This window comes from Endozoicomonas sp. 4G (assembly GCF_023822025.1).
In the GTDB taxonomy this organism is placed as follows: Bacteria; Pseudomonadota; Gammaproteobacteria; order Pseudomonadales; family Endozoicomonadaceae; genus Endozoicomonas_A.
Genome location: NZ_CP082909.1, coordinates 3,550,790 through 3,577,490, shown reverse-complemented (window position 1 = coordinate 3,577,490; position 26,701 = coordinate 3,550,790). Strand labels below are relative to the sequence as shown.

Annotated in this window: 25 protein-coding genes and 3 tRNA genes; 16 read left to right on the top strand and 12 right to left on the bottom strand. The window is 49.6% G+C overall.

Annotation, left to right across the window (positions count from 1 at the left end; genetic code table 11):
• The first annotated feature begins 87 nt into the window (after nucleotides 1–87).
• Both K7B67_RS14000 and sbcB read left to right on the top strand, forming a co-directional pair.
• Nucleotides 88–234 carry a YigZ family protein gene (locus tag K7B67_RS14000; protein WP_252176510.1) on the top strand — a complete coding sequence of 49 codons (147 nt, stop codon included), beginning with the start codon at nucleotides 88–90 and terminating at the stop codon, nucleotides 232–234.
• Nucleotides 228–1,769 (top strand): exodeoxyribonuclease I, encoded by a 1,542-nt coding sequence (gene sbcB / locus K7B67_RS13995; protein ID WP_252176509.1) that lies wholly within the window; start codon nucleotides 228–230, stop codon nucleotides 1,767–1,769. The genes K7B67_RS14000 and sbcB overlap by 7 nt, the downstream gene beginning before the upstream one ends.
• Here sbcB and K7B67_RS13990 read toward each other — a convergent pair.
• From K7B67_RS13990 to aspA, 3 genes are all read right to left on the bottom strand, one after another.
• On the bottom strand, nucleotides 1,744–2,265 hold the full coding sequence (locus K7B67_RS13990; protein WP_252176508.1) for a response regulator: 522 nt from the start codon (nucleotides 2,263–2,265) through the stop codon (nucleotides 1,744–1,746). The two genes, sbcB and K7B67_RS13990, sit on opposite strands and share 26 nt — an antisense overlap.
• A 409-nt stretch (nucleotides 2,266–2,674) precedes the next feature.
• Nucleotides 2,675–3,328, bottom strand: coding sequence for a response regulator transcription factor (locus K7B67_RS13985; protein WP_252176507.1), 654 nt, complete (start codon nucleotides 3,326–3,328; stop codon nucleotides 2,675–2,677).
• Between the two features lie 489 nt (nucleotides 3,329–3,817).
• The gene (aspA, locus tag K7B67_RS13980; protein WP_252176506.1) at nucleotides 3,818–5,254 is read right to left on the bottom strand and encodes an aspartate ammonia-lyase; all 1,437 of its coding nucleotides are present in this window, start codon (nucleotides 5,252–5,254) and stop codon (nucleotides 3,818–3,820) included.
• Between the two features lie 304 nt (nucleotides 5,255–5,558).
• Between aspA and K7B67_RS13975 the strand changes: the two genes are divergently transcribed.
• Nucleotides 5,559–7,889 carry an inositol phosphate phosphatase SopB gene (locus K7B67_RS13975; RefSeq protein ID WP_252176505.1) on the top strand — a complete coding sequence of 777 codons (2,331 nt, stop codon included), beginning with the start codon at nucleotides 5,559–5,561 and terminating at the stop codon, nucleotides 7,887–7,889.
• Nucleotides 7,890–7,954: 65 nt separating this feature from the next.
• Nucleotides 7,955–8,425, top strand: coding sequence for a glycine zipper 2TM domain-containing protein (locus tag K7B67_RS13970; protein WP_252176504.1), 471 nt, complete (start codon nucleotides 7,955–7,957; stop codon nucleotides 8,423–8,425).
• A 41-nt stretch (nucleotides 8,426–8,466) separates the two neighbouring features.
• Here K7B67_RS13970 and K7B67_RS13965 read toward each other — a convergent pair whose 3' ends face one another.
• From K7B67_RS13965 to K7B67_RS13950, 4 genes are read right to left on the bottom strand one after another with little or no spacing between them, the layout of a single operon-like run.
• Nucleotides 8,467–10,029: a glycosyltransferase family 39 protein gene (locus K7B67_RS13965; RefSeq protein ID WP_252176502.1), complete on the bottom strand. Its 1,563-nt coding sequence runs from the start codon at nucleotides 10,027–10,029 to the stop codon at nucleotides 8,467–8,469.
• Complete coding sequence (locus K7B67_RS13960; RefSeq protein WP_252176500.1) at nucleotides 10,011–10,817, bottom strand: ChbG/HpnK family deacetylase; 807 nt, start codon at nucleotides 10,815–10,817, stop codon at nucleotides 10,011–10,013. The genes K7B67_RS13965 and K7B67_RS13960 overlap by 19 nt, the downstream gene beginning before the upstream one ends.
• Nucleotides 10,814–11,182: a GtrA family protein gene (locus K7B67_RS13955; protein WP_252176499.1), complete on the bottom strand. Its 369-nt coding sequence runs from the start codon at nucleotides 11,180–11,182 to the stop codon at nucleotides 10,814–10,816. Before K7B67_RS13955 ends, K7B67_RS13960 begins: the two co-directional genes overlap by 4 nt.
• The gene (locus K7B67_RS13950) at nucleotides 11,169–12,137 is read right to left on the bottom strand and encodes a glycosyltransferase family 2 protein (RefSeq protein ID WP_252176497.1); all 969 of its coding nucleotides are present in this window, start codon (nucleotides 12,135–12,137) and stop codon (nucleotides 11,169–11,171) included. Before K7B67_RS13950 ends, K7B67_RS13955 begins: the two co-directional genes overlap by 14 nt.
• A gap of 319 nt (nucleotides 12,138–12,456) precedes the next feature.
• On the opposite strand from K7B67_RS13950, the gene K7B67_RS13945 reads away from it, so the two are divergent.
• The 3 genes from K7B67_RS13945 (at nucleotide 12,457) to K7B67_RS13935 (ending at nucleotide 14,837) form a co-directional block, all read left to right on the top strand.
• Complete coding sequence (locus K7B67_RS13945; protein ID WP_252176496.1) at nucleotides 12,457–12,768, top strand: hypothetical protein; 312 nt, start codon at nucleotides 12,457–12,459, stop codon at nucleotides 12,766–12,768.
• Nucleotides 12,769–13,059: 291 nt separating this feature from the next.
• Entirely contained in the window at nucleotides 13,060–13,920 is an 861-nt protein-coding gene (locus K7B67_RS13940; protein WP_252176494.1) for a sulfurtransferase, read from the top strand.
• Nucleotides 13,917–14,837, top strand: a complete 921-nt coding sequence (locus K7B67_RS13935; protein WP_252176493.1) for a M14 family metallocarboxypeptidase — start codon at nucleotides 13,917–13,919, stop codon at nucleotides 14,835–14,837. Before K7B67_RS13940 ends, K7B67_RS13935 begins: the two co-directional genes overlap by 4 nt.
• Before the next feature lie 89 nt (nucleotides 14,838–14,926).
• Here the strand turns inward: K7B67_RS13935 and K7B67_RS13930 are convergent, their stop codons facing one another.
• The gene (locus K7B67_RS13930; RefSeq protein WP_252176492.1) at nucleotides 14,927–15,163 is read right to left on the bottom strand and encodes a hypothetical protein; all 237 of its coding nucleotides are present in this window, start codon (nucleotides 15,161–15,163) and stop codon (nucleotides 14,927–14,929) included.
• Nucleotides 15,164–15,805: 642 nt separating this feature from the next.
• Between K7B67_RS13930 and iscB the strand changes: the two genes are divergently transcribed.
• Both iscB and K7B67_RS13920 read left to right on the top strand, forming a co-directional pair.
• Nucleotides 15,806–17,146 (top strand): RNA-guided endonuclease IscB, encoded by a 1,341-nt coding sequence (iscB, locus tag K7B67_RS13925; RefSeq protein WP_252176490.1) that lies wholly within the window; start codon nucleotides 15,806–15,808, stop codon nucleotides 17,144–17,146.
• 60 nt (nucleotides 17,147–17,206) lie between these two features.
• The gene (locus tag K7B67_RS13920; protein WP_252176488.1) at nucleotides 17,207–18,568 is read left to right on the top strand and encodes a 3-deoxy-7-phosphoheptulonate synthase class II; all 1,362 of its coding nucleotides are present in this window, start codon (nucleotides 17,207–17,209) and stop codon (nucleotides 18,566–18,568) included.
• A gap of 105 nt (nucleotides 18,569–18,673) precedes the next feature.
• On the opposite strand, the gene K7B67_RS13915 is transcribed toward K7B67_RS13920, so the two are convergent.
• Nucleotides 18,674–19,489 (bottom strand): outer membrane protein OmpK, encoded by an 816-nt coding sequence (locus K7B67_RS13915; RefSeq protein ID WP_252176486.1) that lies wholly within the window; start codon nucleotides 19,487–19,489, stop codon nucleotides 18,674–18,676.
• 232 nt (nucleotides 19,490–19,721) lie between these two features.
• Here K7B67_RS13915 and K7B67_RS13910 point away from each other — a divergent pair.
• From K7B67_RS13910 to K7B67_RS13890, 5 genes are all read left to right on the top strand, one after another.
• A tRNA-Pro gene (locus tag K7B67_RS13910) sits at nucleotides 19,722–19,798 on the top strand.
• 53 nt (nucleotides 19,799–19,851) lie between these two features.
• Nucleotides 19,852–19,928, top strand: a tRNA-Pro gene (locus tag K7B67_RS13905).
• Between the two features lie 53 nt (nucleotides 19,929–19,981).
• Nucleotides 19,982–20,058: transfer RNA gene (locus tag K7B67_RS13900), tRNA-Pro, on the top strand.
• A 71-nt stretch (nucleotides 20,059–20,129) separates the two neighbouring features.
• Nucleotides 20,130–20,645 (top strand): peptide deformylase, encoded by a 516-nt coding sequence (def, locus tag K7B67_RS13895; protein WP_252176485.1) that lies wholly within the window; start codon nucleotides 20,130–20,132, stop codon nucleotides 20,643–20,645.
• A gap of 74 nt (nucleotides 20,646–20,719) precedes the next feature.
• Entirely contained in the window at nucleotides 20,720–22,483 is a 1,764-nt protein-coding gene (locus K7B67_RS13890; RefSeq protein WP_252176483.1) for a P-loop NTPase fold protein, read from the top strand.
• On the opposite strand, the gene K7B67_RS13885 is transcribed toward K7B67_RS13890, so the two are convergent.
• Nucleotides 22,449–23,231, bottom strand: a complete 783-nt coding sequence (locus tag K7B67_RS13885) for a TatD family hydrolase (RefSeq protein ID WP_252176481.1) — start codon at nucleotides 23,229–23,231, stop codon at nucleotides 22,449–22,451. The two genes, K7B67_RS13890 and K7B67_RS13885, sit on opposite strands and share 35 nt — an antisense overlap.
• 57 nt (nucleotides 23,232–23,288) lie before the next feature.
• Between K7B67_RS13885 and K7B67_RS13880 the strand changes: the two genes are divergently transcribed.
• Nucleotides 23,289–23,792, top strand: a complete 504-nt coding sequence (locus K7B67_RS13880; RefSeq protein WP_252176479.1) for a hypothetical protein — start codon at nucleotides 23,289–23,291, stop codon at nucleotides 23,790–23,792.
• 3 nt (nucleotides 23,793–23,795) lie between these two features.
• Nucleotides 23,796–24,329, top strand: a complete 534-nt coding sequence (locus K7B67_RS13875; RefSeq protein ID WP_252176478.1) for a copper chaperone PCu(A)C — start codon at nucleotides 23,796–23,798, stop codon at nucleotides 24,327–24,329.
• 66 nt (nucleotides 24,330–24,395) lie between these two features.
• Here K7B67_RS13875 and K7B67_RS13870 read toward each other — a convergent pair whose 3' ends face one another.
• Both K7B67_RS13870 and K7B67_RS13865 read right to left on the bottom strand, forming a co-directional pair.
• Nucleotides 24,396–25,982 (bottom strand): peptide chain release factor 3, encoded by a 1,587-nt coding sequence (locus tag K7B67_RS13870; protein WP_252176476.1) that lies wholly within the window; start codon nucleotides 25,980–25,982, stop codon nucleotides 24,396–24,398.
• Nucleotides 25,983–26,169: 187 nt separating this feature from the next.
• A complete protein-coding gene (locus tag K7B67_RS13865) occupies nucleotides 26,170–26,454 on the bottom strand; it encodes a BrnA antitoxin family protein (protein WP_252176475.1) in 285 nt (94 codons plus the stop codon).
• Nucleotides 26,455–26,701 lie beyond the last annotated feature (247 nt).

The following is a 26,701-nucleotide window of genomic DNA, read 5'->3' as shown; positions in this document are numbered from 1 at the left end:
GAAGCCGTTTTATTACCTTCCTGTAGAGAGTGACCTCAAGGGCGGAAGCTCTCTCCTTTCAGCAATCTCTGAGACATCAGTTTCCGGATGCCTCCCATCATTGCCTCCCATCATTGCCTGGCTTATATTGCCGGTCCTCCCGAGGGGAATACCGTTCTGGGATTTGCTGATGACGGTGAGCCCGGTGGCACGGCTGGCAAGCCTATGCTAAAACGGCTGGCAAGCCTATGCTAAATGTTTTGCAGCATCGTCAGATCGGAGAAGTCGCGGCCGTCGTGGTACGCTACTACAGAACCCCTGAAGGGGAAGATTTCATTAAATTGGCAGGAGTGAACATGCTGAGAAGTTTCTACTGGCACGACTACGAAACCTTCGGAACCGATCCGGCGACGGATTGGCCCTGCCAGTTCGCCGGTATCAGAACCGATGCCGAGTTGAATGAGATCGGGGAGCCTCTCAATATCTTCTGCAAACTGCCCCCGGATCATCTGGCTCATCCCATGGCCTGTTTGGTCACCGGTCTGACCCCTCAGGTTGTCAACGAAAGGGGGCTGGCTGAGCCGGAGTTTATTGGTCGGATTCATGCCGAGCTGATGCAGCCCGGAACCTGCACCGCAGGCTACAATTCGATTCGCTTTGATGATGAAGTGACTCGTAACAGCCTTTATCGAAACTTTTATGATCCCTATGCCAGAGAGTGGCAGAACGGAAACAGCCGCTGGGATCTCATTGATCTGGTGAGACTGACAGGCGCACTAAGACCGGAAGGTATTATCTGGCCCAAACGGGAAGACGGTTTGAACAGTTACAGGCTGGAAGATCTGACTGAGGCAAACGGGATTGATCATGGCGATGCACACGATGCTTTGTCGGATGTGAGAGCGACCATAGCGATGGCGCGTCTGATACGTGACCGGCAGCCCAAGGTCTTCAACTTTATCCTGAACCTCCGTGATAAGAAAAGTGTTTCCCAGCAACTGAATCTGACGAAAAAAGAGGCAGTTGTTCATGTTTCCGGGATGTTTGGTGCTCACAGGCATTGCCTTGCCGTGGTCATGCCTCTTGCCATGCATCCCGTTAATCGCAATGGAGTAGTGGTCTACGATTTGTCGGTCGACCCCGAAGTTCTGATGGACTTGTCGGTGGAAGAGATACAGGCACGCTTGTTTTCTCCGGCTGTTTCTTCAGCTAAAGAAGGGCAGGAGAGGATTCCGCTGAAGGTAGTGCATATCAATAAGTGCCCGGTGGTGGCTCCCTTGAATGTAATCAGGCCCGAAGACCAGCAGCGACTGGAAATAGATCTGAATACCTGTCTAACTCACAGAGAGAGGTTGCTGCAACATCCACCCGTGATGCAAAAGGTTCAGCAGGTATTTGCTTCTGCACCGGAGCAGGTTACCAGCGATCCGGATCAGATGATCTATTCGGGTGGTTTTTTCTCTACAGAAGATAAAGAGCGGATGCAGGTGATCAGGTCCACAGAGCCTTCCCGTCTGGCAGGGCTGGGTTTTTCTTTCGATGATGCGCGATTGGATGAAATGTTATTTCGTTACCGGGCACGACATTATCCAGAGGCGCTGGATGCTGAGGAGATGGAAACCTGGGAACACTATCGCAGGCTGCGACTGTCTGACAGTGACCATCGGATTCTGGGCGTTGGCTCGTTCTGGCAGGCTATGGATGAAGCCCGAGGGACGGCTTCCGTCGCACAGCAGATTCTGCTCGATGAGCTGGCTGATTACGTCAGGGGGCTGGACTTATCTGATTAAAGTGTTCAGCCAGTCGACCATAAATAACGGGCTTCTCAATGTAGTCGATAGCACCTGCCTTGATGGCAGCCACGGCAGTGTGCATATCATTGTGCTGGCCCAGAATGATAACGGGGATATCATATTCACCCTCGTTCAAGGCTTCCAGAAGTTGCACGGCCTCCTCACTTTCTTTCTCATTTGCGGCAATGATGCAGTCAGGGTGTACGCCCTGCATGGCCATCAAAAGTTCACTGCTGCTGTTGAAGCATTCCAGTCGCATAGACTTCTCATCACACAGGCCGCGGATGGTGTCGGTAACATTCGTATCCTGTTCCAGTAGATACACGGTTGCTTTTGTTGCCAAACTCATAGGGGCAGCCTTGATGGTCAATTCAATAACAATACGTAAGTCGTTTGCCGAGATGCCTGCTTCTGTCGAGTAGAACCCTTGCCAGAAGTTGGACTCTCTGTAGTACTTATGCTCTGAAGGACAGATCTGTGCTTTTTTTGACACAGGTCTTATATGCCAGGCAGAGCGTTTTATCGGGCAACGAAAGAAAACAGTCAGTTGCAATAAGGTAGATGATTATTCTGAAATGATCGCTTTTTTATTGATAAAGTATTCAGTCACCCCGTGGTAACCAAAAATAGCTCCGCCCATTTCAGAAAAACTTAACTTCTGTCTCCAGCTCTTTCATAGCGCACTAGCAGTTTAGGATTAGACTCAAAGTTGCTGAATGGAGGGATGTACTAGACGTTGTACGGGGACTACCTAAAAGGTATTACAAGGCTTCGCAGGGGGGGGAGAGATAATTGATAGGGGGTAGAACGGGCGTGCAATAGACTGATAAGGGTGTGTGACGACCACTAGCAGGAGTGGTAGTGATCCGGGGCGTTATCCAAAAAGGTGCCCCGGATAAAGGTCAGGCTTTGAAGTAAAACTCACCTTCCAGATGCTCTTTAACCTGCATGACCTGACGAACCAGGTGGGCCAGAGACTTGGTACCCATTTTTTCCATCACACGGGAGCGGTGGATCTCTACGGTTCTCTGGCTCAGGTTGATGTCGGCAGCAATGACCTTGTTTGCCTTGCCTTCAACCACGTGATGAAGTACCTCACGCTCACGGTCAGTTAGCGTGGAAAGACGACGAAGAATTTCTTTGTGCTCAAGCAGTTCACGACGCTGTTGCGCATCCAGCTTCAAGGCGTCGTTAATCAGATCCAGAAGTTCCTGGTCACGGAATGGTTTCTGGATAAAGTTCATTGCACCATCCTTGATGGCCTGAACGGCCATCGGCACATCGCCATGTCCGGTAATAAAAATGATAGGCAGGATGCAGTGCATTTCATTGAGCTTGCTCTGAAGCTCCAGCCCGCTCATTCCCGGCATACGAATGTCCAGAACAATGCATCCCGGACGATTTTCATCGTAGACTTCCAGGAACTCGGCGGGGGAAAAAAAAGCTTCTACTGTCTGTCCAACAGACTGCATCAGCATTTTCAGCGAATCACGCACAGCCTCGTCATCGTCGATGATGAAAACGGTGGGTTCCTGCTTCATATCCTGTTGCTGCATAACGACTCCACTGTAACTGTATAAAAGTTGCCGTAAACGGGTTAGTAATAAAACGCCGTCAGGCAGGAGAAAATTTGCGAAGGTAGAGCCACACTATCGTTCGATTACACGCTTAACGGCTGTGGAATTCGATCTCAGTGTAGCAGAGGTTTTTAACAACATACACTGAGCGGGCTGCTCTGCCTGGATTGCGCTGGACAGTTACTTCTACGCCAGGGCTCAGTATTCTGAGCCGGGTTTTTCGATGTCCGATGTTTCCAAGTCGTAATTACGTTTGAATGGTTCTGGTTGTTTCGCTTTCTACTGATTGCCTCACGGAATGCGCAATATTAAAGGAAAAATTATACATTCCAAGTGGTAAAACTACTGTAAATGTTTATCAGGCATGGGCAAGTAAGCTGAATAATAAAAAAACCGCACCTGTAACAGTGCGGTTTTTTGTGGGTTGAGCGCTGGGTTAGCGCCGGTATAGACGACTGATGTTTAAGATCAGTGGACCTTGCTGCTCAGGTCCAGTGGTGCAATCATGTTCTCTGGCTTCAGGATTTCGGCCAGTTGCTCATCCGTCAGCAAGCCTTCTTCTTTTACCAGGTCCACTACACGACGACCGGTCTTCATAGCCGTTTTGGCAATGCGACTGGAGTTCTCGTAACCCAGATAAGGGTTCAGAGCAGTGACCAGACCAACAGAGTTGTAGACATAATCCATGCAGATGTCTTTGTTGGCAGTGATACCTTTCACGCAGCGGTCGGACAGCATAAACATACCATTGGTGAGCTGCTGGATGGATTCCAGAATTTTGTAAACCAGTACCGGCTCAGCGTAGTTCAGCTGTAGCTGGGCAGCCTCCGATGCCATGGTCACGACCAGGTCATTGCCAATAACGTGGAAAGCGATCTGGCTCATGGCCTCAGGAATAACCGGGTTAACCTTGCCGGGCATGATGGAAGAACCTGGCTGCATTTCAGGCAGGTTGATGTCATTAAAGCCACACAGAGGACCGGAAGAGAGCAGGCGCAGGTCATTACTCATCTTGGACAGCTTAACGGCCATACGCTTCAGAGAGCTGGAGAAGATGACAAAAGCACCCATGTCAGAGGTGGCTTCTACCAGGTCACCCGCCAGAATCATATTCTGACCGGAAATTTCCGACAGGTATTTAACCGCCAGAGGTGCGTAACGGTTGTCGGCGGTGATACCGGTACCGATGGCGGTACCGCCCAGGTTAATTTCGCACAGCAGCTTGGCCATATCCTTGATACGGTCAATGTCTTCACCAATGGTGGTTGAGAAAGCACGGAATTCCTGCCCCAGGGTCATAGGTACAGCGTCCTGCAGCTGGGTACGACCCATTTTCAGCACGTCCTTGAACTCTTCTGCCTTAATGTCGCAGGCATTCTTCAGGCTCTTGGCGGCCACCACCAGCTCGTTGTGCTTCAGTACCATGGACAGACGCATAGCCGTTGGATAAACGTCGTTGGTAGACTGAGCCATGTTGACGTGGGTGTTAGGGTGCAGGTGCTCGTACTGACCACGACGGTAGCCCATCAGTTCCAGTGCGCGGTTGGCAATCACTTCATTGGCATTCATGTTGGTGGAGGTTCCGGCTCCCCCCTGAATCATGTCAACGGTAAACTGGTCATGCAGTTTACCGGCAATGATTTCGTCACAGGCGTCGGCGATGGCGTCGGCTTTGGCTGCATCCAGCATTCCCAGGTCACGGTTAGCCAGGGCACAGGCTTTCTTAACCATGGCCAGGGCTTTCGGGATGTTTGAGAAGTGGTTCAGTGTGACACCGGAGATGTTGAAGTTTTCCAGGGCTCGCTGAGTCTGGATGCCATAGTAAGCTTCCTGAGGTACAGGGGCTTCACCCAGCAGATCATGTTCGATGCGGTATTCGTTCAGATCAGTATTGTCCAGTGCCATTGATGTATCACCATTAATAAGGAATATCGGCAACAAGAGGTGGAGAGTCTGGTGAATCACCACCTCAAAATATCAGGGTTAGTCTGTTCCTGCTTAGAGCTTCCGGCAATATGAAATTCTACTTATCAAACTATTACAAATGTCATCATTCAGAGCGTTGTAGCTATTGTTAACGGGTTGTGAGCTTCGCCTTTAGCTATTCTTCTAATAAGGTGTCAAGGGCATTATTGATAATGTTACTGAAACATATTCCAGATTTGCCCTTCAATCTTGAAAATTTATCCCCGACTAAGGAGTCAGAGCAATGGAAGGCGGCAAGCTCCCAACGGGCCCACAGCCCACATCAATGAACCCTCACGCAGCAGCACCCGATGTCGGAGAACTGGAAAAGGTCGGGCGTAGCAGCCGCCAGAACCGGCTGGTCAAAGCGATCAGGAGTGTTCTGAAAAAGTTGTCAGGGCTGGGTAACCGGACTCCTCGTGATATTCCCATACAACAGAGGCAAGTCGCTTCAGTCAGTCGGCCCAAACCAATAGAGGTCTCTGGCAATGTCCGTCCTCAGGCTCAGGCTGACAACGTTTTCAAACAACAGGGGTATGTCTTTGCCGAGGTGAAAATGGGGCAGGGTGACAAGCCTGAAGTACAGAGGGCTTATCAGCAGGCCAGAAATCAGTATGAGAGTGCTGCCGTCTCTGTGGCCAAAGAAGTACTCAATGAAGCCCGGCTACAGACTGATGGTGGTGAGCTTATTCTGGCAATGAAAGACTTTATCCAGCGACATGAGCAAAAGATTCATCAGAACTATGAGCCCGTGACGGAAGAGATGGTGGAAAATCTAAGGAACCTTCCTTATAAACTCCTCGATGAATTATCTTCAGCCAATGTAGACAAGCTGGTTGCCAGTGAAATATTCAGAATGCATCTGCGGGAAAGTGGAGACACCCAGACCCTTTTAAATCGCTATCAGATAACCGTGTCCGATGTTGAAGTGGCCGTTCCCGGAAGTACTCATGACCATAAAGAGTTTTTCAAGCTACAGAAGCTACAGTTTGATGCTGCCAGAGGGGTTCTGAATAATAAACTTCAGTTGGCCCAGAGCGAGGGGCGTACAGAGGACGTGGCACGTCTGACCAAGCTTGATCGACAACTACTGAATGAGTTAAGACGACTTCAGCAAACGGTTCAGCTAAAAGGTGATGAACCTGTCAGCAAGGAGGAGATACGCAAGGCTAATGAGCATTATCCGAAAATTCTGCAAGATGCCCTGGTGTCAGCAGGCGTCGATAAACACACCGTGGCCAGCGATTTCAAGGCGGCTTATGCTGATCAGTTAAATAATCGTCCCTGGAAAACAACAGAAAATTCGTTTTCTCAGGATGGCGTTGAGTTTACCTCCAGACAACAGCCCGCGGCTGAAATCAAAGTGCCTGAGTCAGCAAGGGGTGAAGTCTCTCGCCTCTATGATATCGACTATGAAGGTCGTGGAGTTTGCTGTCTTGATACGGCCAATACGGATCATGCCTCAAACCTGAATCGCAGTGATTTCTCGATTAACAATAATAATGTCTACACCGGCATACGGCATGGGATTGCTGATCCCTATGGCGTCGAAGGGGATCCGGATCTCAAGGCAGAAGGAGGAAAAACAAGAGTCAAAGAAATTCTGCTTTCGGCCCTGGCAACCCGGCCTGATATTTTTGAGCAGGCTCTGGTGGCGGCAGAGGGAGGCCCTGTCCCCACTCTGACGACAACTTCCACCTCTCTGGTGACCACCGGTCTGGGTTCTGGGCATGAGAAAAAAATGCAGAAGGCTCAGAATGAAGCTTTCAAGCACTTTACCGACCCTGCAAAACAACCCGTTACTTTGGAACTTCCGGGGGCGGACGGGCAGCCCCGGACAATCAAGCTTAATTTCAAACAGGCACGCTTTAACATTCCGGTAAACTGGGGTGGGGTAGGTGGTGCCTCTCTGATAACCGGGGGAAGGTCTTTCCAGAAAAAAATGAATGATCCTGCTATGGAAATGCTGGTGGGCAAGTCCGGTAAAGCAGGTATTTATGGCGGGATGGCCGGTGAATTTCTCAGTGACATCTCAACGAAAGGTGAGGCCATCAGGGTGCAGGTCAGGGATGCCGAAGCGGCGGGCAACAGGGAAAAAGTCTCCGAACTCAATGCTCAATTGGATCAGTTAAAAAGAGATGGTCGGTCAGTAGAGAACCTTGCAGACCAAATTAAGACGATCTATAAAAAAGGTCGGCATTACCATCATCATCATGACGCTTATAAACTGGCGGCCAGGGTCGCTCTGTTGACTCATAAGGTGGGGGCTGTGCCACTGTCCAATTGTAAAAGCGGTAAAGACAGAACAGGAATGCTGGATGCTGAGATCAAGTTCCTGGCGGCCCGAATCAATCCCGGAACCGGTGAAGTGCCTGAGCCTGGCCGTATTGTGGATCCTGCTGACAGAACCTTGTTCCAGACGATTCTCCAGCAGAGTGGTAATCTGGAGGTTCAGGAGCAGAACGTGGGTGTCCGGGGATATAAAACAGAGTGGGTTAAATCGATCACAGAGAGAGTCGGTGATCCTGCCGTTCGTGAAGAAGTCAGGGGACTTTCCAGAACAGTGCGCTCCTGAGGAATTTTGTCTGTATGGTGAGGTCTAAGTTCACTCGGAAATTAAACGTAGTGGGAGATAAATCTATGAATAACAGGATCAAGCAGACAGGGATCGTCTTGTTGCTTTCATTTTCTTTGGCTGGCTGTACGACCGATCAGACAGGAACGACGTACTCAGCTTCTGAAGCCCGTCACATGCAGACAGTTCGTTTTGGTACTGTCGCTGAATCCAGACCGGTCAAACTGGAAGGTACTCAGGGGCAGGTGGGTACCCTTGCAGGGGCCGCAGCAGGCGGTATTGCAGGTTCCAGTATTGGTGGTCAGCGTGAAAGCGCCATTGCCGCAGTGGCTGGAGCCGTTGCCGGTGGTGTTTTGGGCAGTATGGCCGAGAAGAAAATCACTTCTAAGCAGGGGGTTGAGCTGACAGTAAGGCTGGATGATGGCTCTTATGTTTCTGTGGTTCAACAGGCCGACCCGGCCGTTAACTTCGCTGCCGGCGATAAGGTGAAAATTCTTACCCAAGGCACTGCCAGTCGGGTTGTTAAGGTTCAGTAAAATAACAGAGTGGGCTTTATGAATGAAAGCCCTCCAGTAGATTATTTGTGCGTTTCCCGGGGTCTTAAAAGGTAATAATCCACAAACAGTTTGGGTTTGTTGTCCACCTTAATCCGTGTCACTGGTTCGAACGCAAATCGCCCGAGAAACTCAGCCTGGGGGTAGTTCTTTTCAAGCCTCTGCCTGACCAGGTTTGAGTATCGTTTACCCTCTATTATGACAATGATTCCGCCTTTGTTGCGGAAATCTTCTTCTTCCATCCAGAGGCTTTCTGCCGGATTCAGGCCGAAAAATGGAATGGTTTTTCGGTTGCGGCTGTACGCGATCAGTTCGGCAACGTGGTAATGAAGCCCCCCCAGGTAAGGTATGTGGCTGCCGTTTTCAGGCAGGCCTTGCTGGTGGAGTGCCCACAATTCCTCAGCTTTTAGCATCTGTTCACGTAAAGGCGTGAATTCTACTGTATTCCAGTAATGCTCATCAAAGACCGGCTTGAACAGCAAATAGCTGCATCTTAATGAGACAAACAATAGTCCGGTGAATAAACACCAGAACACCACCCTCTTGAAAAGTGGATAATCAATCAATGGACGAGTCCAGAACAGAAGCAGCAGGGGCAGCCAGGCAAAGTAAGGGGTAGCCCAGCGAGGTACCAGTTTTTCGCCGGTTATCAGTCCAAACAAGAGTGTAAAAGCGAATGGGCCTGTGGCTATGGCAATGAGAAAAACTTTTTTGAAATGATCGTAAACGATAGGGAGTTTCGGGGCCCTGAACAGTGGGATCATTAAAAGAAAAAATACCAGAACATTGCCCAGATTATTCTTAATAAATGTCAGGGGAAATATCAGGTGATCCCAGTTAGTACCGGTGCCATAACGATCAGTTTCAACGTAGTTTTCTCCCAGATAATTGACCGCAGTAAAGTCATTGTTCCATAGCCAGTAAAGATGAGGGGAGGCGATAGCCAGCGCCAGAACCCCGCCCAGCCAGGGACCCGCGGAGGAAAGGGCAAGTCTGCCTTCCCGGGTGATTAAAAGCACAATAAATAAGGGCGCAAACAGTACGGCGACCTGATATTTAGTCAGAATGGCCAGCCCTGAAATGACACCGGTCAGCAGCCAGTAACCCAGGGATTGGCGGGCTACTGCAAAATAGAACGTTAGAGCCAGCAGGGCCCAGATCGGATGCTGAAGCGTATCCGGTGTCACTCTTTCCACACGGTTGCTGTAAAAAAGAATTCCCTGCAGTAGAAAGACCGTCAGCAGGGCACCTGCTTGGGTTAAATATTCTCTGGCCAGTCGCCAGACAGCAACAAAAGCAATGACCACACAGATCTGGGCAAACAGGTAGACTGGCCAGTCACTGGTGTCACTGAAGTGTGAAGAAAGCGCGGCAGCCCAGGCTGCCAGCGGTGGGTGCTTATCATACCCCCACTGCCAGAGATGACCCCAGGCAATACCTTCAAGTGTGTCAGAGTGAAGTGTGTTTCTGACCATCCAGGGACCGAGAGTCCAGAAACATAGCTGGAAAAGACAGATCAGGCTGAGCCAGCGAAGAGGGTGCTTAATCACTGCTGAAGAGTCAGCAATTATTGTCTCATTCTGCACAGATTAACTCCTGCTTGTTGACAGTCGTCTACAAATTGCTGGCCTGATAAATAATCAAACTCTGACTGTCTGGCCTGAGAGTGGTCGAGGTTATTGTGTTCCGCGGTTTTGCCGGGGTGGCACATAATCAGGCCTCTGTCGTATGAATCAGAGAGCCATGATTTCATCAGGGCGGAATAGTTTTCTTCCGGTTTCAGCGAATAGATACCCGCAAAGGAAGCATTGCTACTGATCCCCCGATTGCTCAGCTGATCGTGGAGGCTCCGACTGCCGGAACCCTCAATGATATAGCTTTTCAGTCCACCACCGTGGCGAATGACCGGGGTAACGCTTCTTACCCAGAAAGAAGGCCCGGGCTTATAACTGCGTATTACCGACAACAGGGCTTCACGTACCACGGGCAGGTGGTGTACGTGCTGATGTCCATCAACAAAGTCCGGGGCTCTGCCGGTCGTGTCTATAAAATTCTGATATTGTGCCGTGACTTCTTCCAGAACAGCCGTCTTGTTCAGTAAGTGAAAATGGCTCTTAATTAATATCTGCCTAAGACTGGGCAAGCTATCCATATAGCTGGAACTAAGGCCTTTGCCTTCGGTTAAATTCAGATGCAGGCCAATATCAACCTTTTCCTGAATGGTCGTCAGGCTTTTTGCCTGCGTCGCCCAGTTCCTGCCAGTGACCAGGCAGCTGGTGGCGTGAATGCTGCCTTGACTGGCCAGCTCCAGGATAGCTTCCGATACACCGGGGTGCATCCCATAATCATCTGCGCACAATGTTATTCTTTTCATTTAAAGGCCCAGTATTTGCTCAGGGAATAAGTGACCAGAGGAATGGTTGCCAGTACGATAAAGCTGGCTATCAGATAATTTAAACCGGTGCAGGTTAACAGCAGGGTATAAAGCCCCTGGTTGAGTAGAAAGCTGCAGAGCAGCTGAACCAGCAGAAATTTCACTAAAGTGCTGCGCAGCGCATGGTGTTTGTGATTAAACGTCCAGAATGCATGGCCCAGGTAGCTGACGATAAAAGCCAGGATAAACGCGGCGGGATTGGCCAGCAGAGGGGCTGCTTGAGCCACATCTACCAGCAGCCAGAGGGTGGAAAGGTGGACAACAGCAGCAGCACTGCCAGTAATAATAAACTTAATCGGCTGCATTGTTGTCCTTCTGATTGTTGAATCCCAGCTGTCTTTGTATCAGGTATCTGGGGCGCTTTTTCACTTCGCAGAAAATACCGGCAACGTACTCACCCAGTATCCAGAGAGACAGAAGCTGTACGCCGCCGATAAAAGTGATGGCAACAGCCACCGTGGGCCAGCCTGGCAGGGGCGCACCAAGAACCAGGGTTCGGAAGATGATAAAGAATGCGTAAAAAACCGAGATGAAGGAAATAATCAGTCCGAGTCCACCGACAATTCGCAGGGGCAAGGTGGTGAATGCCGTAATGCCCGAAAGAGCCAGTCGGGTCAGTTTGGCGTAACCCCAGCCGGATTCTCCCGCCAGTCGGTCTCTGACTTCAAAGGGAAGGCCAATACTCTTGTAACCTACCCAGGCATAGATGCCTTTCATAAAGCGACTGCGTTCGGGCATGGCTTTCAGGGCATCGACAACCACCCTGTCCATCAGCCGGAAGTCCCCTGCATGGGCCGGTACATCAATGCCTGTGCTGGAGTGCATGATCTGATAGAAAAATTGTGCACCTTTCTTTTTCAGGAAAGATTCATTTTTCCGATCCTGACGAACGCCATAAACCATCTGATAACCTTGTCGCCAGTAATCAACAAAGACCGGGATCATATCCAGCGGGTGTTGAAAGTCGGCATCAATCAGAACCACTGAGTCACCGGAAGTGGCGTCAATACCGGCAGTCAGTGCCGTTTCCTTACCGAAGTTTCTTGATAGCTCAATCAGCTTGATTCTTTTGTCATCACAGAAAGGTTCCACCAGCTCAACGGTTCTGTCGGTGCTGCCATCATCCACCACAATGATTTCAAAACGCGCGGTGATAGCTTCCAGCTGTTCTTTCAGTGCCTCCATAAACTGGCCAATGACCGGGCTTTCATTGAAAACCGGAACCACACAACTGAGTAAGAATGAGTCGTTAACTGGCATTTTGTTTCTAGCTCGTAGCTGCTTTTGATTGTTATTGTTCATCGGCTTGACACTGTTTACAGTGAAGCCCGATTTATGAAGTTGTAGAAAAAGAAAAAAGCTTTTTTTTGGTAAATTTCAGCTCATTCCCACTATTGCAATGTGTTGCTATTAGTCGAACAAAGTTCTACGTCCATAGTGGTATGGTATGGCTGAAAAAGCAAGTTGCTGCCAGAGTTTGACAGACGCTTTCAGGACAGACACAGGAATAGAAGAGTGATCAATGTCCTGTCGTCTGGTACGGTATCAACTCACAAGTAGACCCTGTGAAGGAGTGGTTATGAGAAAGGGGCATCTGGCCGCCCTGGCATTTGGTTTTGGAATTCTGGCTATTGCCGCGGGGCTTTACCTGATGGAGCCTGTTGATGAATCTCCGCAGGAACCTGCTGACAGTCCGGTCGTTGAAACATCCGCCGAGCCCGAGGCAGACCTCAGGGCACCTGAAGAGGAGGATGTTCCTTTGCAGGGTGGTGATGTGACACGGATTATTATTGATGATGAGGCTGAGGATATCAGTCACATTCTGTCTGACAAGGTTTTGATCGATGATGAAGTGGTGGATCAGAGTAAGCTGGATAAGCCGGGCGAGTGAGGTACAACCGATCCTGAGGCTGTTGGATTGACTACAAAGTTGTGGGCAATCTCTTACAAAACTTGATGATTTCTTCCTGCATTCTGCCTTCTTTTAGGTTGATACATTGAAGGTGCATGGATAGCCAATTCACACGGATGTGAACCCTCCATGGATCTTCGGGTAGATCCCTGAATTACCCTCAGGGAACCCACCTTACCCTGCCTTTATTCTTGCCCTTGCCTTTGTAGTGACCGGTAATAGTCTGGTAACTTAGCTGTCGTGTTCGATACGTTTAAATGGATTAATCCGATGTCACCCTTCATAGCCCCCGAAGTCCTTGCAACCCTGCTCAATACCCCCGGCGTTGTTGTACTTGATGCCCGCTTCAGTCTTGCTGATCCCAAACTGGGACAGACACTTTACCGTCAGGGGCATATTCCTGATTCCAGATACATTGATCTGGAAAAAGACCTTTCTGCTCAGGTGGTTCCCGGAAAAACCAGCAGGCACCCGCTGCCGACCCCCGAGGTATTTGCTGAGCGGTTGAGAGAGCTGGGTATCAGCAAAACCACTCATGTGGTTGTTTATGATGACGGTGGTCACGCTATGGCGGCCCGTGCATGGTGGCAATTGCGTTGGGTGGGCGTGCAACGTGTTCAGGTTTTGCATGGTGGTTTCAAAAGCTGGTCTGCTGGCCGTTATCCCGTGACAACTGAAACGCCTGTCATTACCTCTTCTGACTTTATGGCTGATGTTGATCACAGCATGACCGTTTCTGCCAATGACGTTATGGAACAATTGCAAAATCCGATTTTTCGTTTGATTGATGCCCGCGCTCCAGAGCGTTTTGCCGGAGAAGTGGAGCCTCTTGATCATAAAGCAGGTCATATCCCCGGCGCTGTCTGTTATCCATTCACCTCCAATATGGACGACTCAGGCTCTTTTCTTTCCGTAGAACAGTTGCAAAAACAGTTGGGTGATCTGATGGTGGATGGGCTTGCACCGGTGTTTTACTGTGGCTCGGGTGTGACTGCCTGTCATAACCTTCTGGCGATGGAGTACGCTGGCCTGTCGGGTGGCAAACTCTATCCGGGTTCATGGAGTGAATGGATTACCGATAAAATCAGGCCGATCGCAACCGGTTTGAATGCGCTGGGGGCTGATAAATGAGCAGCAGTTATAGATTCCCCATAGGCACTCCGGGTCAAAAGTGGGGCAAGGAAGAGCGTCAAGCCTGGTATCAACAAACCCTGATTCATCGTGAATACCAGAAAGAAGTTGTACCCAAAATCATGGCTTTAAAAGAGCACTACGATGTAGAGCAGTATGGTGCCCTTTCTTACGACGTTGAACGTTTTCCTCTCTATGCCATTAAGAGTCGAAACTGGAGTGCCAACAAGCCCGTTGTTCTGGTGACCGGTGGCGTTCATGGGTATGAAACCAGTGGCGTCCACGGTGCGTTGAAATTTCTGGAAACCGGGGCTTTAAATTTTATAGACCATTTTAATATCCTGGTGGCACCCTGCATCAGCCCTTGGGGTTATGAAACCATAAATCGCTGGAACCCCAATGCCATTGATCCTAACCGTTCCTTTTACAAAGAGAGCCCTGCAGAAGAATCAGCCAGCTTGATGAAGCTGGTAAGCGGTTTGGGGCAGGAGGTATTAATTCACTTCGATCTACATGAAACCACGGATACCGATGAGACCGAGTTTCGCCCTGCTCTGGCAGCACGGGACGGTGTGGATTATGTAGAAGGGATAATACCTGATGGTTTCTACACGGTGGCTGATACTGAAAACCCTGCTCCCGAATTTCAGAAGGCTGTGATTGATTCTGTCAGGGAGGTAACGCACATTGCACCAGCAGACGATCAGGGTGAAATTATTGGTTCCCCGGTGATTCAGGAAGGTGTGATTCACTACCCAATGCGCAAGCTGGGTCTGTGTGGTGGGGTAACAGACTGCAAGTTTGGTACGACAACGGAAGTTTACCCGGATAGCCCAAAAGTAACGGGCGAAGAATGTAATGACGCCCAAGTGGCGGCCATTGTTGGTGGTCTGAAGTATGTGATAGGGCAACTCTGATCCCAACTCTGCCCCCAACTCTGACCCATGTCAGCCGGCACTTCCTGCAGCACGCAAAGGCTGCAGGAGACAAGTGCTGTAGACAGGGGTCACCGGCGCAGTGGGGTCAGCTCGCGAATATCTTTTTCCATCGCCAGTCTACTGACAACCTGATTCTGGTTGGTAAAGCCCGAGATAGATATTTTCACCTCGTAATGGCCTCTCTCTGGAACCAGTTCAGCAGAAAAATTGCTGATCTTCAGACCGTCTTTTGCACTGGAATGCAGTACCTTCTCAAGGCTGTCGAGGCTGCCTGTAGTGACCAGTCTGAGTTTGAGCTCGCTCACTGTCTTCTCCTTGTTTTCCCGTGACGCTATTTCGCAGAGGCAAAAAAAAGCCCCCGGACCTCTTTTGGTGCGGGGGCTGCGTTTTCTGCTTTTCAGCTATCCACGACAGACCCCGCAACACATAATCATGTCGCGCTTCATCATGGTTTTGGTAGTGGATAGCATAGGATTCATTCGGTTAATGCACTTGGTTAAATTACCAGTGCACTGTATATCAAATTGTTTAATTGCCTGTAAAGGTCTTTTATCAGTAGTTTAAAAGCACGCTGTGCACTTGGCTCGGGTTGGGCGTTGTTCATCGGTTTCATGTAAAATGACCTATCATGTTCATGAAGTCATACGACGCGCCGAGAGTATTGAGTCACTGAACCCCGCCCTGAAGGACGGGGCTTGAGAAAGCTCCCAATTTGGGGTTAGAAGTGACCAGACTCAGCAACCGCAAGGTTGCTACGTTAAGGACGAATGTATAGTTACCGTGGGATGCTTCACCAGTCCCACGCTCTAAGGATAGTGGTTAAACAGTGTATTGAGGGTTAATCACAGTGCTGCTATCAAGAAACCGTCCATTAACATTGTCGAGGTGAACTTTACTGCCGCAAGGCTAGAACGGTGCGTAAGCACCAAATCTAAGGACAACGATGTATGAACCGAGTGTTCGTATTTGACAAAAACAAAAAGCCTCTTATGCCTTGCCATCCGGCAAGGGCAAGAAAGCTGTTAGACAAGGGTAAAGCGGCTGTCTTCAGACGCCATCCTTTCACGATCATCCTGAAAGAGAGAGAAGGTGGTGTTGTACAACCGCTGGAACTCAAATTCGACGTTGGAAGCAAAACAACAGGCATAGCCGTTGTTGCTGACTGTGATCGTGGAAAGAAAGTCGTCTTTGCTGCTGAACTCCAGCATAGAGGACAGAGGGTTAAGGATTCTCTTGAGTCTCGACGTGCAAACCGTCGAGCCAGAAGAAACCGGAAAACCCGCTATAGAAAAGCCCGTTTCATGAATCGAACAAGACCTGAAGGCTGGCTACCGCCCAGCCTTATGAGTCGAGTCTTCAATACTGAGACTTGGACTAAAAGGCTCTGCCTGAAAGCACCCATCAGTGATGTGGCTGTTGAGCGTGTTAAGTTCGATATGCAGTTGATGGAGAACCCCGATATCTCGGGGGTTGAATACCAACGAGGTACGTTGTTTGGTACTGAGTTGAGACAGTATCTTTTGTATCGAGATGGACACAAATGTTCTTACTGTAAGGGAGTGAGTAATGACCCAATCCTCAACATCGAACATTTCATATCCAGAGCCCTGGGAGGCTCAAACCGGATCGGGAATTTGTACATTGCATGTCGTACATGCAATGAAGAGAAAGGAGCTATCCACCCTAAGCAGTGGCTTGAATCTATTTCAAAGAAAAAGAACAAGAACAAGCTGGATACAGCAAGAGTCAGAAATGTAACCAACATCTTGAAAGGAAAGAAGGTCAATTGTCTGAAAGATGCTGCTGCCGTCAATGCCACAAGAAACGAAACCGCTAGACGTGTTCAGGCCATAGGTCTTCCTACCACCTTTGCTACTGGCGGTAGAACGAAGTTCAACCGCACTCAGCAAGGATACAAGAAAGAGCACTGGATAGATGCCGCCTGTGTAGGAGAGTCTGGAGCCAGTGTATACATACCAGAAAGCACAAAACCCTTAATCATTAAGGCTATGGGTAGAGGCTCACGACAAATGTGTAGAGTGGACAAATACGGATTTCCCCGTACAAAGGCTAAAGGCTCCAAACAAGTAAAAGGTTTCCAGACTGGAGATATCGTCAAGGCTATCGTTCCAGCTGGTAAACGGCAAGGAACGTATACAGGACGGGTTGCAGTGAGAACGACAGGCTCATTCAACATCAAGACTGAAAGTGACACCATCCAAGGAATTTCATGGAGAAACTGTCAGAAAATTCAGTCTGTGGATGGTTATGGTTACAGCTTGCTCTAACGAGCAAGTCAACATTCCTCCCCGTACTAGAAGTACGGGGTATCCAGTTGAGGTAAAACGATGAAACAATGGCAAGTTGATAGCTGGAGAAAAATGCCCGTCATCCAGCTGCCAGAATACCCCGACCAAGATCACCTCCAACAGGTAGAACAGCGGTTAAACGTCATGCCACCACTGGTTTTTGCCGGTGAGGTAAGGGCTTTGCGCCAGAAGCTGGCAGCTGCCACTCGGGGTGAGGCGTTTCTACTGCAGGGTGGTGACTGTGCCGAGAGCTTTCTGGAGTTCTCGGCAGATAATATTCGGGATACCTTCAAGGTCTTGATGCAGATGGCCGTTGTGCTGACGTTTGGAGGCAGTTGTCCAGTCATCAAGGTGGGCCGAATGGCGGGTCAGTTTGCCAAGCCTCGTTCGTCGGGTACCGAAATTATTGATGGTATTGAGCTGCCGATTTATCGCGGCGACATCATCAATGCTATGGAAGCTACTGTTGAATCGAGGAGGCCTGACCCAGAGAGAATGCTTAAGGCTTATCATCAGGCGTCATCGACCCTGAACCTGCTCAGGGCTTTTGCCCAGGGGGGGCTCGCGTCTCTGGAACAGGTTCATGCCTGGAATCTGGACTTTGTCGCCAGCAGCCCACATTCAGAGCAGTACTGTCATCTGGCCGATCGCATTGATGAAGCGCTGGATTTCATGAAGGCTTGTGGTATCTCCTCCGAGCATTCCAGAGTGATTAACGAGACTGACTTCTATACCTCCCATGAAGCTCTGCTGCTGCCTTATGAACAGGCTATGACCCGCCAGGACAGCCTTTCCGGTAACTGGTATGACTGTTCAGCACATATGCTCTGGGTAGGCGACAGAACTCGTCAGGTTGAAGGCGGTCATGTTGAATTTGTTCGGGGTATCAGCAACCCGATTGGCTTAAAAGCCGGTCCAACCATGCCTCCGGAAGACCTGATTCGCCTGATTGACCTGATTAACCCACAGAACGAAGCCGGACGCCTGAATGTGATTGTGCGTATGGGCGCTGATAATGTTGAAAAACATCTGCCAGAACTGATTCGTGCTGTCCAGCGGGAAGGGCGTCAGGTGTTGTGGAGTTGCGATCCTATGCACGGTAATACATTTAAGGCTTCCAGTGGTTACAAGACACGTGAGGTAAGCCGGATTCTGTGTGAAGTGAAGCAGTTCTTTGCAGTTCACCAGGCAGAGGGAACCTATGCCGGCGGAGTTCATTTTGAAATGACCGGGCAGAACGTTACGGAGTGCATTGGTGGTTCTCGTGCGGTGACCGAAGACGCCCTGGGTAATCGTTACCATACTCACTGTGATCCAAGACTGAATGCCGATCAGGCATTGGAGTTGGCTTTTATGATTGCTGAGACGTTGAAAGATTGTCGCAAACTGCGTGAAAGCTGATTGCCTGAAAAAGTTTGCCCGGATAAGGATCTGGGTGATGAAGCAGGAAGGTTCCTGAAGAGATTCAAGAACCTTCGGCCAAAACCAGGCGGCGGGCGAGGCAGGTCAGAGCTTGTAAGTCACTGCAAAGTAATGACTGATACCGGTAGACTTGAGCTGTTTAGAATCCTCGATCAGGTAAATATCTTTATACAGCTTGAGGCCGTACCCTGCCGCCCAGTGCTCTGAATGCCAGTAGAAGCCGTTGAACATGGCACCACCGCTACTGGTTTGTTTGTTTCCCTTAAACTCGTCCTCGGCACCAAACTGATAGTCAATATACCCCTGGTAAGCAATAAAGCTCTCATTTTCAAAATGGATAAAGGGTTTGAACCAGTTTGTGGAAACCTGATAGCCATTCCAGGCTTTCTTGTTCAGTTCATAAAGGCCATACAGGTTGACGCCAACTTTGCCAAACCAGGGCACCATGACATCAGCACCCAGACCCCAGAAGGAATTATTCACATCCGTAGTTCCTCCCCCCCAGTTAAAAAGGGTTGAAAAGTACAGTTCCTGAACCGGGCCGAAAGAGAGATCCCTGCCAGTGATGGCGTCCAGCGAGAAACGAGGCTGAAGTTTAACGAAGGTTTTTGAAGAGCCTTTTTTGTCGCTGTCGTCACTGTTGGTCAGGTTAAAAATATCCACATAGCCGTAGAGATCGAGAAATCCGGATCGACCTCCGAATTCTATTTCAAGATAGTCATGACCGGTCTTGGCATTCTCGGGTCTTGGCAGTTCCTCATAAGCGTACATCAGGTTGAATTGCAGCCATTTGTAATCATTTTTGTGGATGTTGTCCGCGTACTCTGTAGCCAACACAGGTATGGCAGTAACGGTAAGGAAAGAAGTCAGGGTTAGAGTCTGAAGGTGCTTCGTAGTCATGGTCAGGATCCTGGGCAGGGCGTGAGGGCGTGAGGGCGTTAAAGCCGAAACTCTAAAAGGTTAGACCAGAACCGGAATAAAGAGAGGTATCTTATCGCGCTTAGCGGTATGAAGTGTTCGTTTTTTAACCGCTTAAAGTTTTGTGACAAATACTTTTGTCAAAGACGAATCATTTTGGTAGATTAGCCGCCGTTCAGTGACGAGGCATACGAAGCTCGTCGTGAAAGAAAGACGGGGTATAGCGCAGTCTGGTAGCGCGCCTGCTTTGGGAGCAGGATGTCGGGAGTTCGAATCTCTCTACCCCGACCACTTTCTTGTTGAGACGCATCTTACAGAAGCATCGCGGCTTCTGAGTGAATAATCGGGGTATAGCGCAGTCTGGTAGCGCGCCTGCTTTGGGAGCAGGATGTCGGGAGTTCGAATCTCTCTACCCCGACCACTTTCTTGTTGAGACGCATCCTGCAGAAGCATTGCGGCTTCCGGGTGAATAATCGGGGTATAGCGCAGTCTGGTAGCGCGCCTGCTTTGGGAGCAGGATGTCGGGAGTTCGAATCTCTCTACCCCGACCACTTTTTCCTCCTTTTTTTTCTGTCTATAGTGATGGTGTAATAACCGACAAAACACATACAGAAGAAACTCTATGGCGATTTTAGAACTGGTTCCGGAATCCGATCCTGCATTAAGAACTCCTACCACTCCTGTTACTGACTTTGGTCCGGATTTTCAGAAAATCGTGGATGACCTGTACGAAACTATGTACGCCGTCAAAGGTGCCGGACTGGCTGCTACCCAGGTGGGTCTGGGAATGAGAGTAGCAGTGATTGACGTCACCTCTGATAAAAGTCAGCCACTGGTCATTGTCAACCCGGAGATTATTGAAAAGTCGGGTGAACAGAAAATGGAGATGGGGTGTCTGTCACTGCCGGGCTGCTGGGCGGCGGTTAAGCGGGCTGGCTGGGTTAAAGTCAGGGCTCAGGATCGTCATGGAGACACTTTCGAGATGGCAGGTGAGGGTATCCTGGCAGAAGCGTTTCAGCATGAGATTGACCATCTGGATGGTGTCTTGTTCATTGATAAACTCTCGGCTTTGAAACAAAAAATGGTGCGTCAAAGAGCACGCAAGACGCTAAAGCGCCATGAAAGAGGTGGTCAATAATTCTTCTGACAGCAATATCAACCGATATGGTCTACTTTAGATGAGGATGTATTTGTTGGATTGAGGTTGCTGTTTTGCTTATTAAAAAAATAGAGGGATTTCTTCGATCGGGACGTCGTTCATTATTTATAGCGTTTATTGTTTCAATTCCCTGGGCTGCTGCTGAAGAATCAAACAGCCTGATTATTCAGGCTCTTGCCATTAATGCTTTTCTTGATTATCTCTATAATCTGGAGCAGGGTAATCTGGAAGGAGAAAGTGCCTCTGCCAGACCTTTTATAATTGGCCTGGATGGACCTTCCGGAGCCGGTAAGTCAACCTTTCTTGAAGAATTTACTGAACAGCTTCGAACTTCTGCGGCGAGTTATTGTCAATCACAGTCAGGGCAGGCAGGCAGGGTTTGCAGTTTGGAAACGCTGGGGATTGATACCTTTCTACATTCCCGGGCAGACAGGCATAAGATGTTCAGGCATCTGGGTGATGGCGCATCTGGAAACAACAATGGTGAAGAGTATCGGGCAGACCTTAGAGACAGCTGTCTGGCAGCCATAGCAAGGGGTGATGCTTTTCGCTATACCCCTTATTGTCGCCATCTGGAAGGCCGGCTGGGGCCGGAAGAAACCCGGCAGATCAACAGCGATATCCTTATTATCGAAGGCACCCATGTGAATGATCCGGGAGCTCGGGCTTCTATCGATCATGCTCTGTTTCTTAACGGCGACGATCTTTTAATTGCCTGGAATATGTGGAAACGAAATTGTTTTCTCGGCAATCGAACCCAGGATGAATTGTTTGCAATATTAAAGGTCTTGTTTGAACAGTTTAAAACCTGGAGGGCAAGAAACGCTGATCTTTCGGACGTTCATTTTTATTGGAGTGCAATTAACGACGTTCCGGATCTGACAGAAGAAACCATTGATTCAGGGCCGCCAGAACTGATTCGGCAGTTGCAACTTCATCATTTTAATTCGGGGTTTGCCCTGACTCGTCTTTTTCAGCAAAACTCGTTGGGTTCGCAAGTATTAAGCAGTCGTATGCGTGATCGTTTTCAACCTGTGATGCCTGATCGAAACCCGGTGGCGATGGCGCATCAAAGGTTTCTTTCAGTGGTTAAGATGTTGTTAGAACCATTGGGGCTCGGTCTTCATGAAGTCCATCACGGTAATGAGTGTTTATTTGTTTCACTGAATTCTATCCTGCGACCCTATCATCTGAATCGGGGAAGAGTCATTGTCCTGTTGAGACAATTAGAGGAAGCCTGGAAGCAGAATAGACTGACGGATGCCCAGAGAAAGCTGTTAAGCTGGATTGCCGGAGATATTGAAGCGGAAGCCGACTTTCTGTCACAAGGGAACCTGGGAGGGCTGCCCACCATATTGATGACATGGGCAGCCCTGCTGGGATCCAGTCATCCACCTGACAAGCCTCTGTACCTTATGATTCGGTTGGGTGAAGCTGTGCAGATCTGGTGCCTTAACCTCGATGGTTCCATCAGCGAATTAGACAGTCTTCCTGCCGGTGAGCCAGTACTGATCTACGATGGTGTCAATCGTTGGATGTTTGCAACGCCCGAGCAGGATGGAATGAATAATATGGCCAGGGTCAGGGTGCCGCCAATGGTGCTCTCCAACGCTGGTGGAGGCAGTGATGATGGTGACGATGATTCAAGCTTATATTCCAGTTCCAGTTCATCTTCTCCGTTGTCATCGCCTTTGAGCTTACCTGCTAACACTATCCGTGAGGTTGATGATTTGGTGTTCGGGCCTAATGTCACTGAGCCTGATTCTGAGTCGCAGTCTCACCTTATTTTGCCAGGATTGATAATGCATTCTCAGTAGTGGCCTGCGCGATCTCTTTAGCAGAGCTGGAACGTAATTCTGCGAGATGCTCAAGGATGACAGGCAATCGGATGGGAGTATTTCTCTGACCCTGATAGCCTGACATCGGCATATCCGGGGCATCCGTTTCCAAAACAATGCTACTGAGGGGCAGGGAAGCGGCAAGCTGTCGTGTTTTTCTGGCCCTTTCGTAGGTGATTGTGCCACCAAAGCCCAGTTTGAAGCCCAGCTCAATATACTGTTGGGCCTGCTGTTCGCTGCCAGAAAAAGCATGTACGATGCCGCCCCTGGTCGGTTTGACCTGCCTGATTTTTTTGAGGATTTCATCGTGGGCTTTTCGGCAGTGCAGAATAACAGGCAGCTTGAATTGACTGGCGAGTTCCAGCTGTTGGGCAAAATAGTAGTGCTGTTGTTCACGGTTTGAGTCAGTCAACGAGTAGTCCAGACCTATCTCACCCACCGCACAAATGGTCTTGGAATGATGTTCTAGAAGTGTCTTTAGTTCGTCGAGGTGATGGGGTTTGTGGTTTTTCAGAAAATAAGGGTGCAGTCCAAGTGCAACATAACGTTGCACAGAACCGGGTATCGAACAGGCTTGCTTCAGCACTCTGGGCCAGTGACGAGCCTCCGTTGCCGGGATGCAGATAGAGTGCACACCCGCAAGCCAGCACTGTTCAAGGGTTTTATCACGGTCTTGATCGAATTCAGGAAAATCCAGGTGGCAGTGGCTGTCAAACAATTCTGGCATGGGGGTCATAATGTTTACGCAGTTGGTTATGGAGCATCAGTCTGCTATGTTACCTCGATGAAAATAAAGCAGTATACAGGGCTGGGCGTTTCGCTGGTGCTGATGGCGGCACTGGTTTTTTTACCCCGCTATTTTAACTCGGAACCTGAAACAGGGCTGACCCGGTCGGGCTATCAAGAGAGCTATCAGAAGAGCTATCAAAAGAGCTATCAAAAAAAATGCCAGGTGGCTGACGGTTGTCGACTGACGACAGAAGGCCGCCAGATTGAGCTGAGTATCAAGCCATCCAGTCTGCCAAAGCTGGAACCGTTGGATATAGAGGTTCGTTTGCAAGGTCTGTCAGCAGACAGGGTTACCATGGAATTTCTCGGTCGGGATATGCCAATGGGGCTGGCACCTTTTCCGCTTTACAGGCAGTCCTCTTTTCTGGGCCCTTCGGTTTACCGTGGTGTGGGCAACCTGACTTTTTGTACGGTTGATAAGGACATGACCTGGTTGGCCAGACTGGTGATTGAATCAGGTTCCGCTGTAACAACCGTTATTTTTGAACTGGAGAGTTGAAGCATGAAGCCTTTGGCAATGAGAGCGCTGGCTATTTTCGCAGGTATGGCAGTCACGGCCCTTCAGGCGGCAGATGTTGAGATAAAGGGTCAGTACGCAAGAGCGGTACCGGCTGTTTCCACAAACTCTGCGGCCTTCCTGACTATTACCAACAAGGGCAAGCAAGATATCAAACTGATCTCTGCCGACAGTCCCTGTGCGGCTCGTGTCGAGTTGCACGGTCACAAGCATGAAGGGAATATGATGAAAATGTTCAAGCTGGAAGATATTGATATTCCGGCAGGCAAAACAGAATCCCTGGGAAGCGGCGGCAATCATATCATGCTCATGGGGTTGAAGAGGCCAATGAAGGCCGGTGATGAGGTGGATATCACTCTGCATTTCTCTGACGGAGATGCTGTGGATGTAAAAGTGCCGGTGAAGGATCTCCGGCAGCAGACCGAGGATACGACCCACCATGGTGGGATGGACCATGGTTCAATGGATCATGGTTCAATTGATCATGGTTCAATGGATCACAGTAAAATGGATCATTGAGTCCGATGTCATCGTGGCAATCCCCTGCCACTCCACTTTAAAGCGAAGTGGCAGGGTTCAGGAAGGTCAGTGCTCGCGAGTGGTTCGGAAGGTAATATCCGGGTAGCGTTCTTCTGCCAGTGATAGGTTGACACGGGTGGGTGCCAGGTAAGTCAGGTGGCCACCGCCATCAATCGCCAGATTATCAGCGCATTTGCGCTTGAACTCCTCCAGTTTGCGTTCGTCTTTACAATCCACCCAGCGAGCGGTATTAACATTGACCGGTTCGTACATGGCTTCCACCTTGTACTCGTCCTTAAGGCGACGCATAACAACATCAAACTGAAGTACACCCACTGCCCCGAGGATCAGGTCGTTATTGTTCAGGGGCATAAACAACTGGGTTGCGCCCTCTTCTGAAAGTTGTTGCAGACCTTTCTGGAGCTGTTTGAGTTTCAGGGGGTCTCTCAAGCGCACGCGTTTGAAAAGTTCAGGGGCAAAATGTGGAATTCCGGTAAAGCGAATCTCTTCACCCTGGCTGAAGGTGTCACCAATCTGGATGGTTCCGTGGTTGTGCAGACCGATAATATCTCCAGAGATAGCCTCTTCCACATGAGAGCGATCCCCCGCCAGGAAGGTGACGGCGTCGGCAATTTTTACATCTTTGCCGATCCGCACATGCTTCATTTTCATGTTGCGGGTGTATTTACCTGAACAGATACGCAGGAAGGCAATACGGTCACGGTGTTTAGGATCCATGTTGGCTTGAATCTTGAACACAAAGCCGGAGAATTTGGCTTCGTCCGGTGCTACAGCTCGCTGATCGGTTTCGCGTGCCAGAGGCGCCGGAGCCCACTGGGCAAAGTCGTTCAGCATTTCCCGGACACCAAAGTTAGCCAGGGCGGTACCGAAGAAAACCGGTGTCATCTTACCGGCACGATAGGCTTCCAGATCAAACTCGTGGCTGCCGCCTCGTACCAGTTCCACCTCATCGACAAAGTCTTCATGGATATCACCCAGCAGTTCTTTGGCCTCATCGGATTCAATACCTTTGATACGAATATCGTCGGGTATCGTGTGTCCCTGGCCGGGAGTGAAGACGTGGATCGTGTCAGTGTAGAGGTTATAAACCCCCTTGAAGTTTTTACCCATGCTGATTGGCCAGGTGATGGGAGCGCACTGGATTTTCAGGATGCTTTCCACTTCGTCCAGCACTTCAATCTGATCCCGGACTTCACGGTCCATCTTGTTGACGAAAGTAAAGATAGGGGTGTCTCTCAGGCGGCAGACTTCCATCAGTTTAATGGTCCGATCCTCGACACCCTTGGCGCCGTCAATCACCATCAGGCAGCTATCCACAGCCGTCAGGGTGCGGTAGGTGTCTTCCGAGAAGTCTTCGTGTCCGGGGGTATCCAGCAGGTTGACGGTGCAACCTTGGTAAGGGAACTGCATGACCGAGGTGGTGATCGAGATACCCCGCTCCTGCTCCATTTTCATCCAGTCTGAAGTAGCCATGCGACCGGTTTTACGACCCTTGACAGTACCAGCCATCTGGATGGCGCCACCCAGCAGCAGGAGCTTTTCTGTGATGGTGGTTTTACCGGCGTCCGGGTGGCTGATGATCGCAAAAGTGCGCCTTTTGCCTACTTCTGTGGCTACTTGGGGGTTCGGCATAATATTTTGATCTTAATGGGTGCACAGCTATGTACACGAAAAACTATGTAGCAAAGCTGCAGGGTGAGAATTGGGGACTATCTTAATGAACCACCCTATAGACAGCAACAGTCATGCAGAACAATGGAGAGATTATGAATAACCTGGAACCCGCCCCTAAAGAAGCGGGTTTGCGCCAGTATACAGATCAAGCGTGTTGAGAAGACACATACTCCTTTAATGCCTCGTTTATACGGGTCTGCCAACCTTTGCCGGTCGAGCGAAAAAATTCCACTACCTCGGGCGAAAGCCGGATAGTAATGCGCTCCTTGGTCTCTTCAGCCTTAGGTCGCCCCACTGGCCGGAGTTGTTTGATCTCCTCGTCTGTAAGTTCATAGGTGTCAGGATCTGCTGCAATGCCCGCATTGATAGCAGCCTCTTCTTCGTCGGTGTTCATCTTAAGCCACCGACCGGATTTAGTCTTGATTCGCATAAACAGTTTTCTCCCGGTTATTGGTTTTTCGCAAGGAAATAATGCGACGTATCTTGCCGCTTTTTGTGTACACCATATTCATGCTTCATAGGGTTTTTGTATGTACATTAATTAAAGTTTGCCAGTTAAAGATAGCACAGCCTAAAGACGCCATGAGGGCAGAGCGTGAAAAAGGAAGGAATCATGCTCATAAACCGTTTAACCATGCTTTCAGTCTTGTCTTTACCCAGGGGCGACAGCGGTCAAA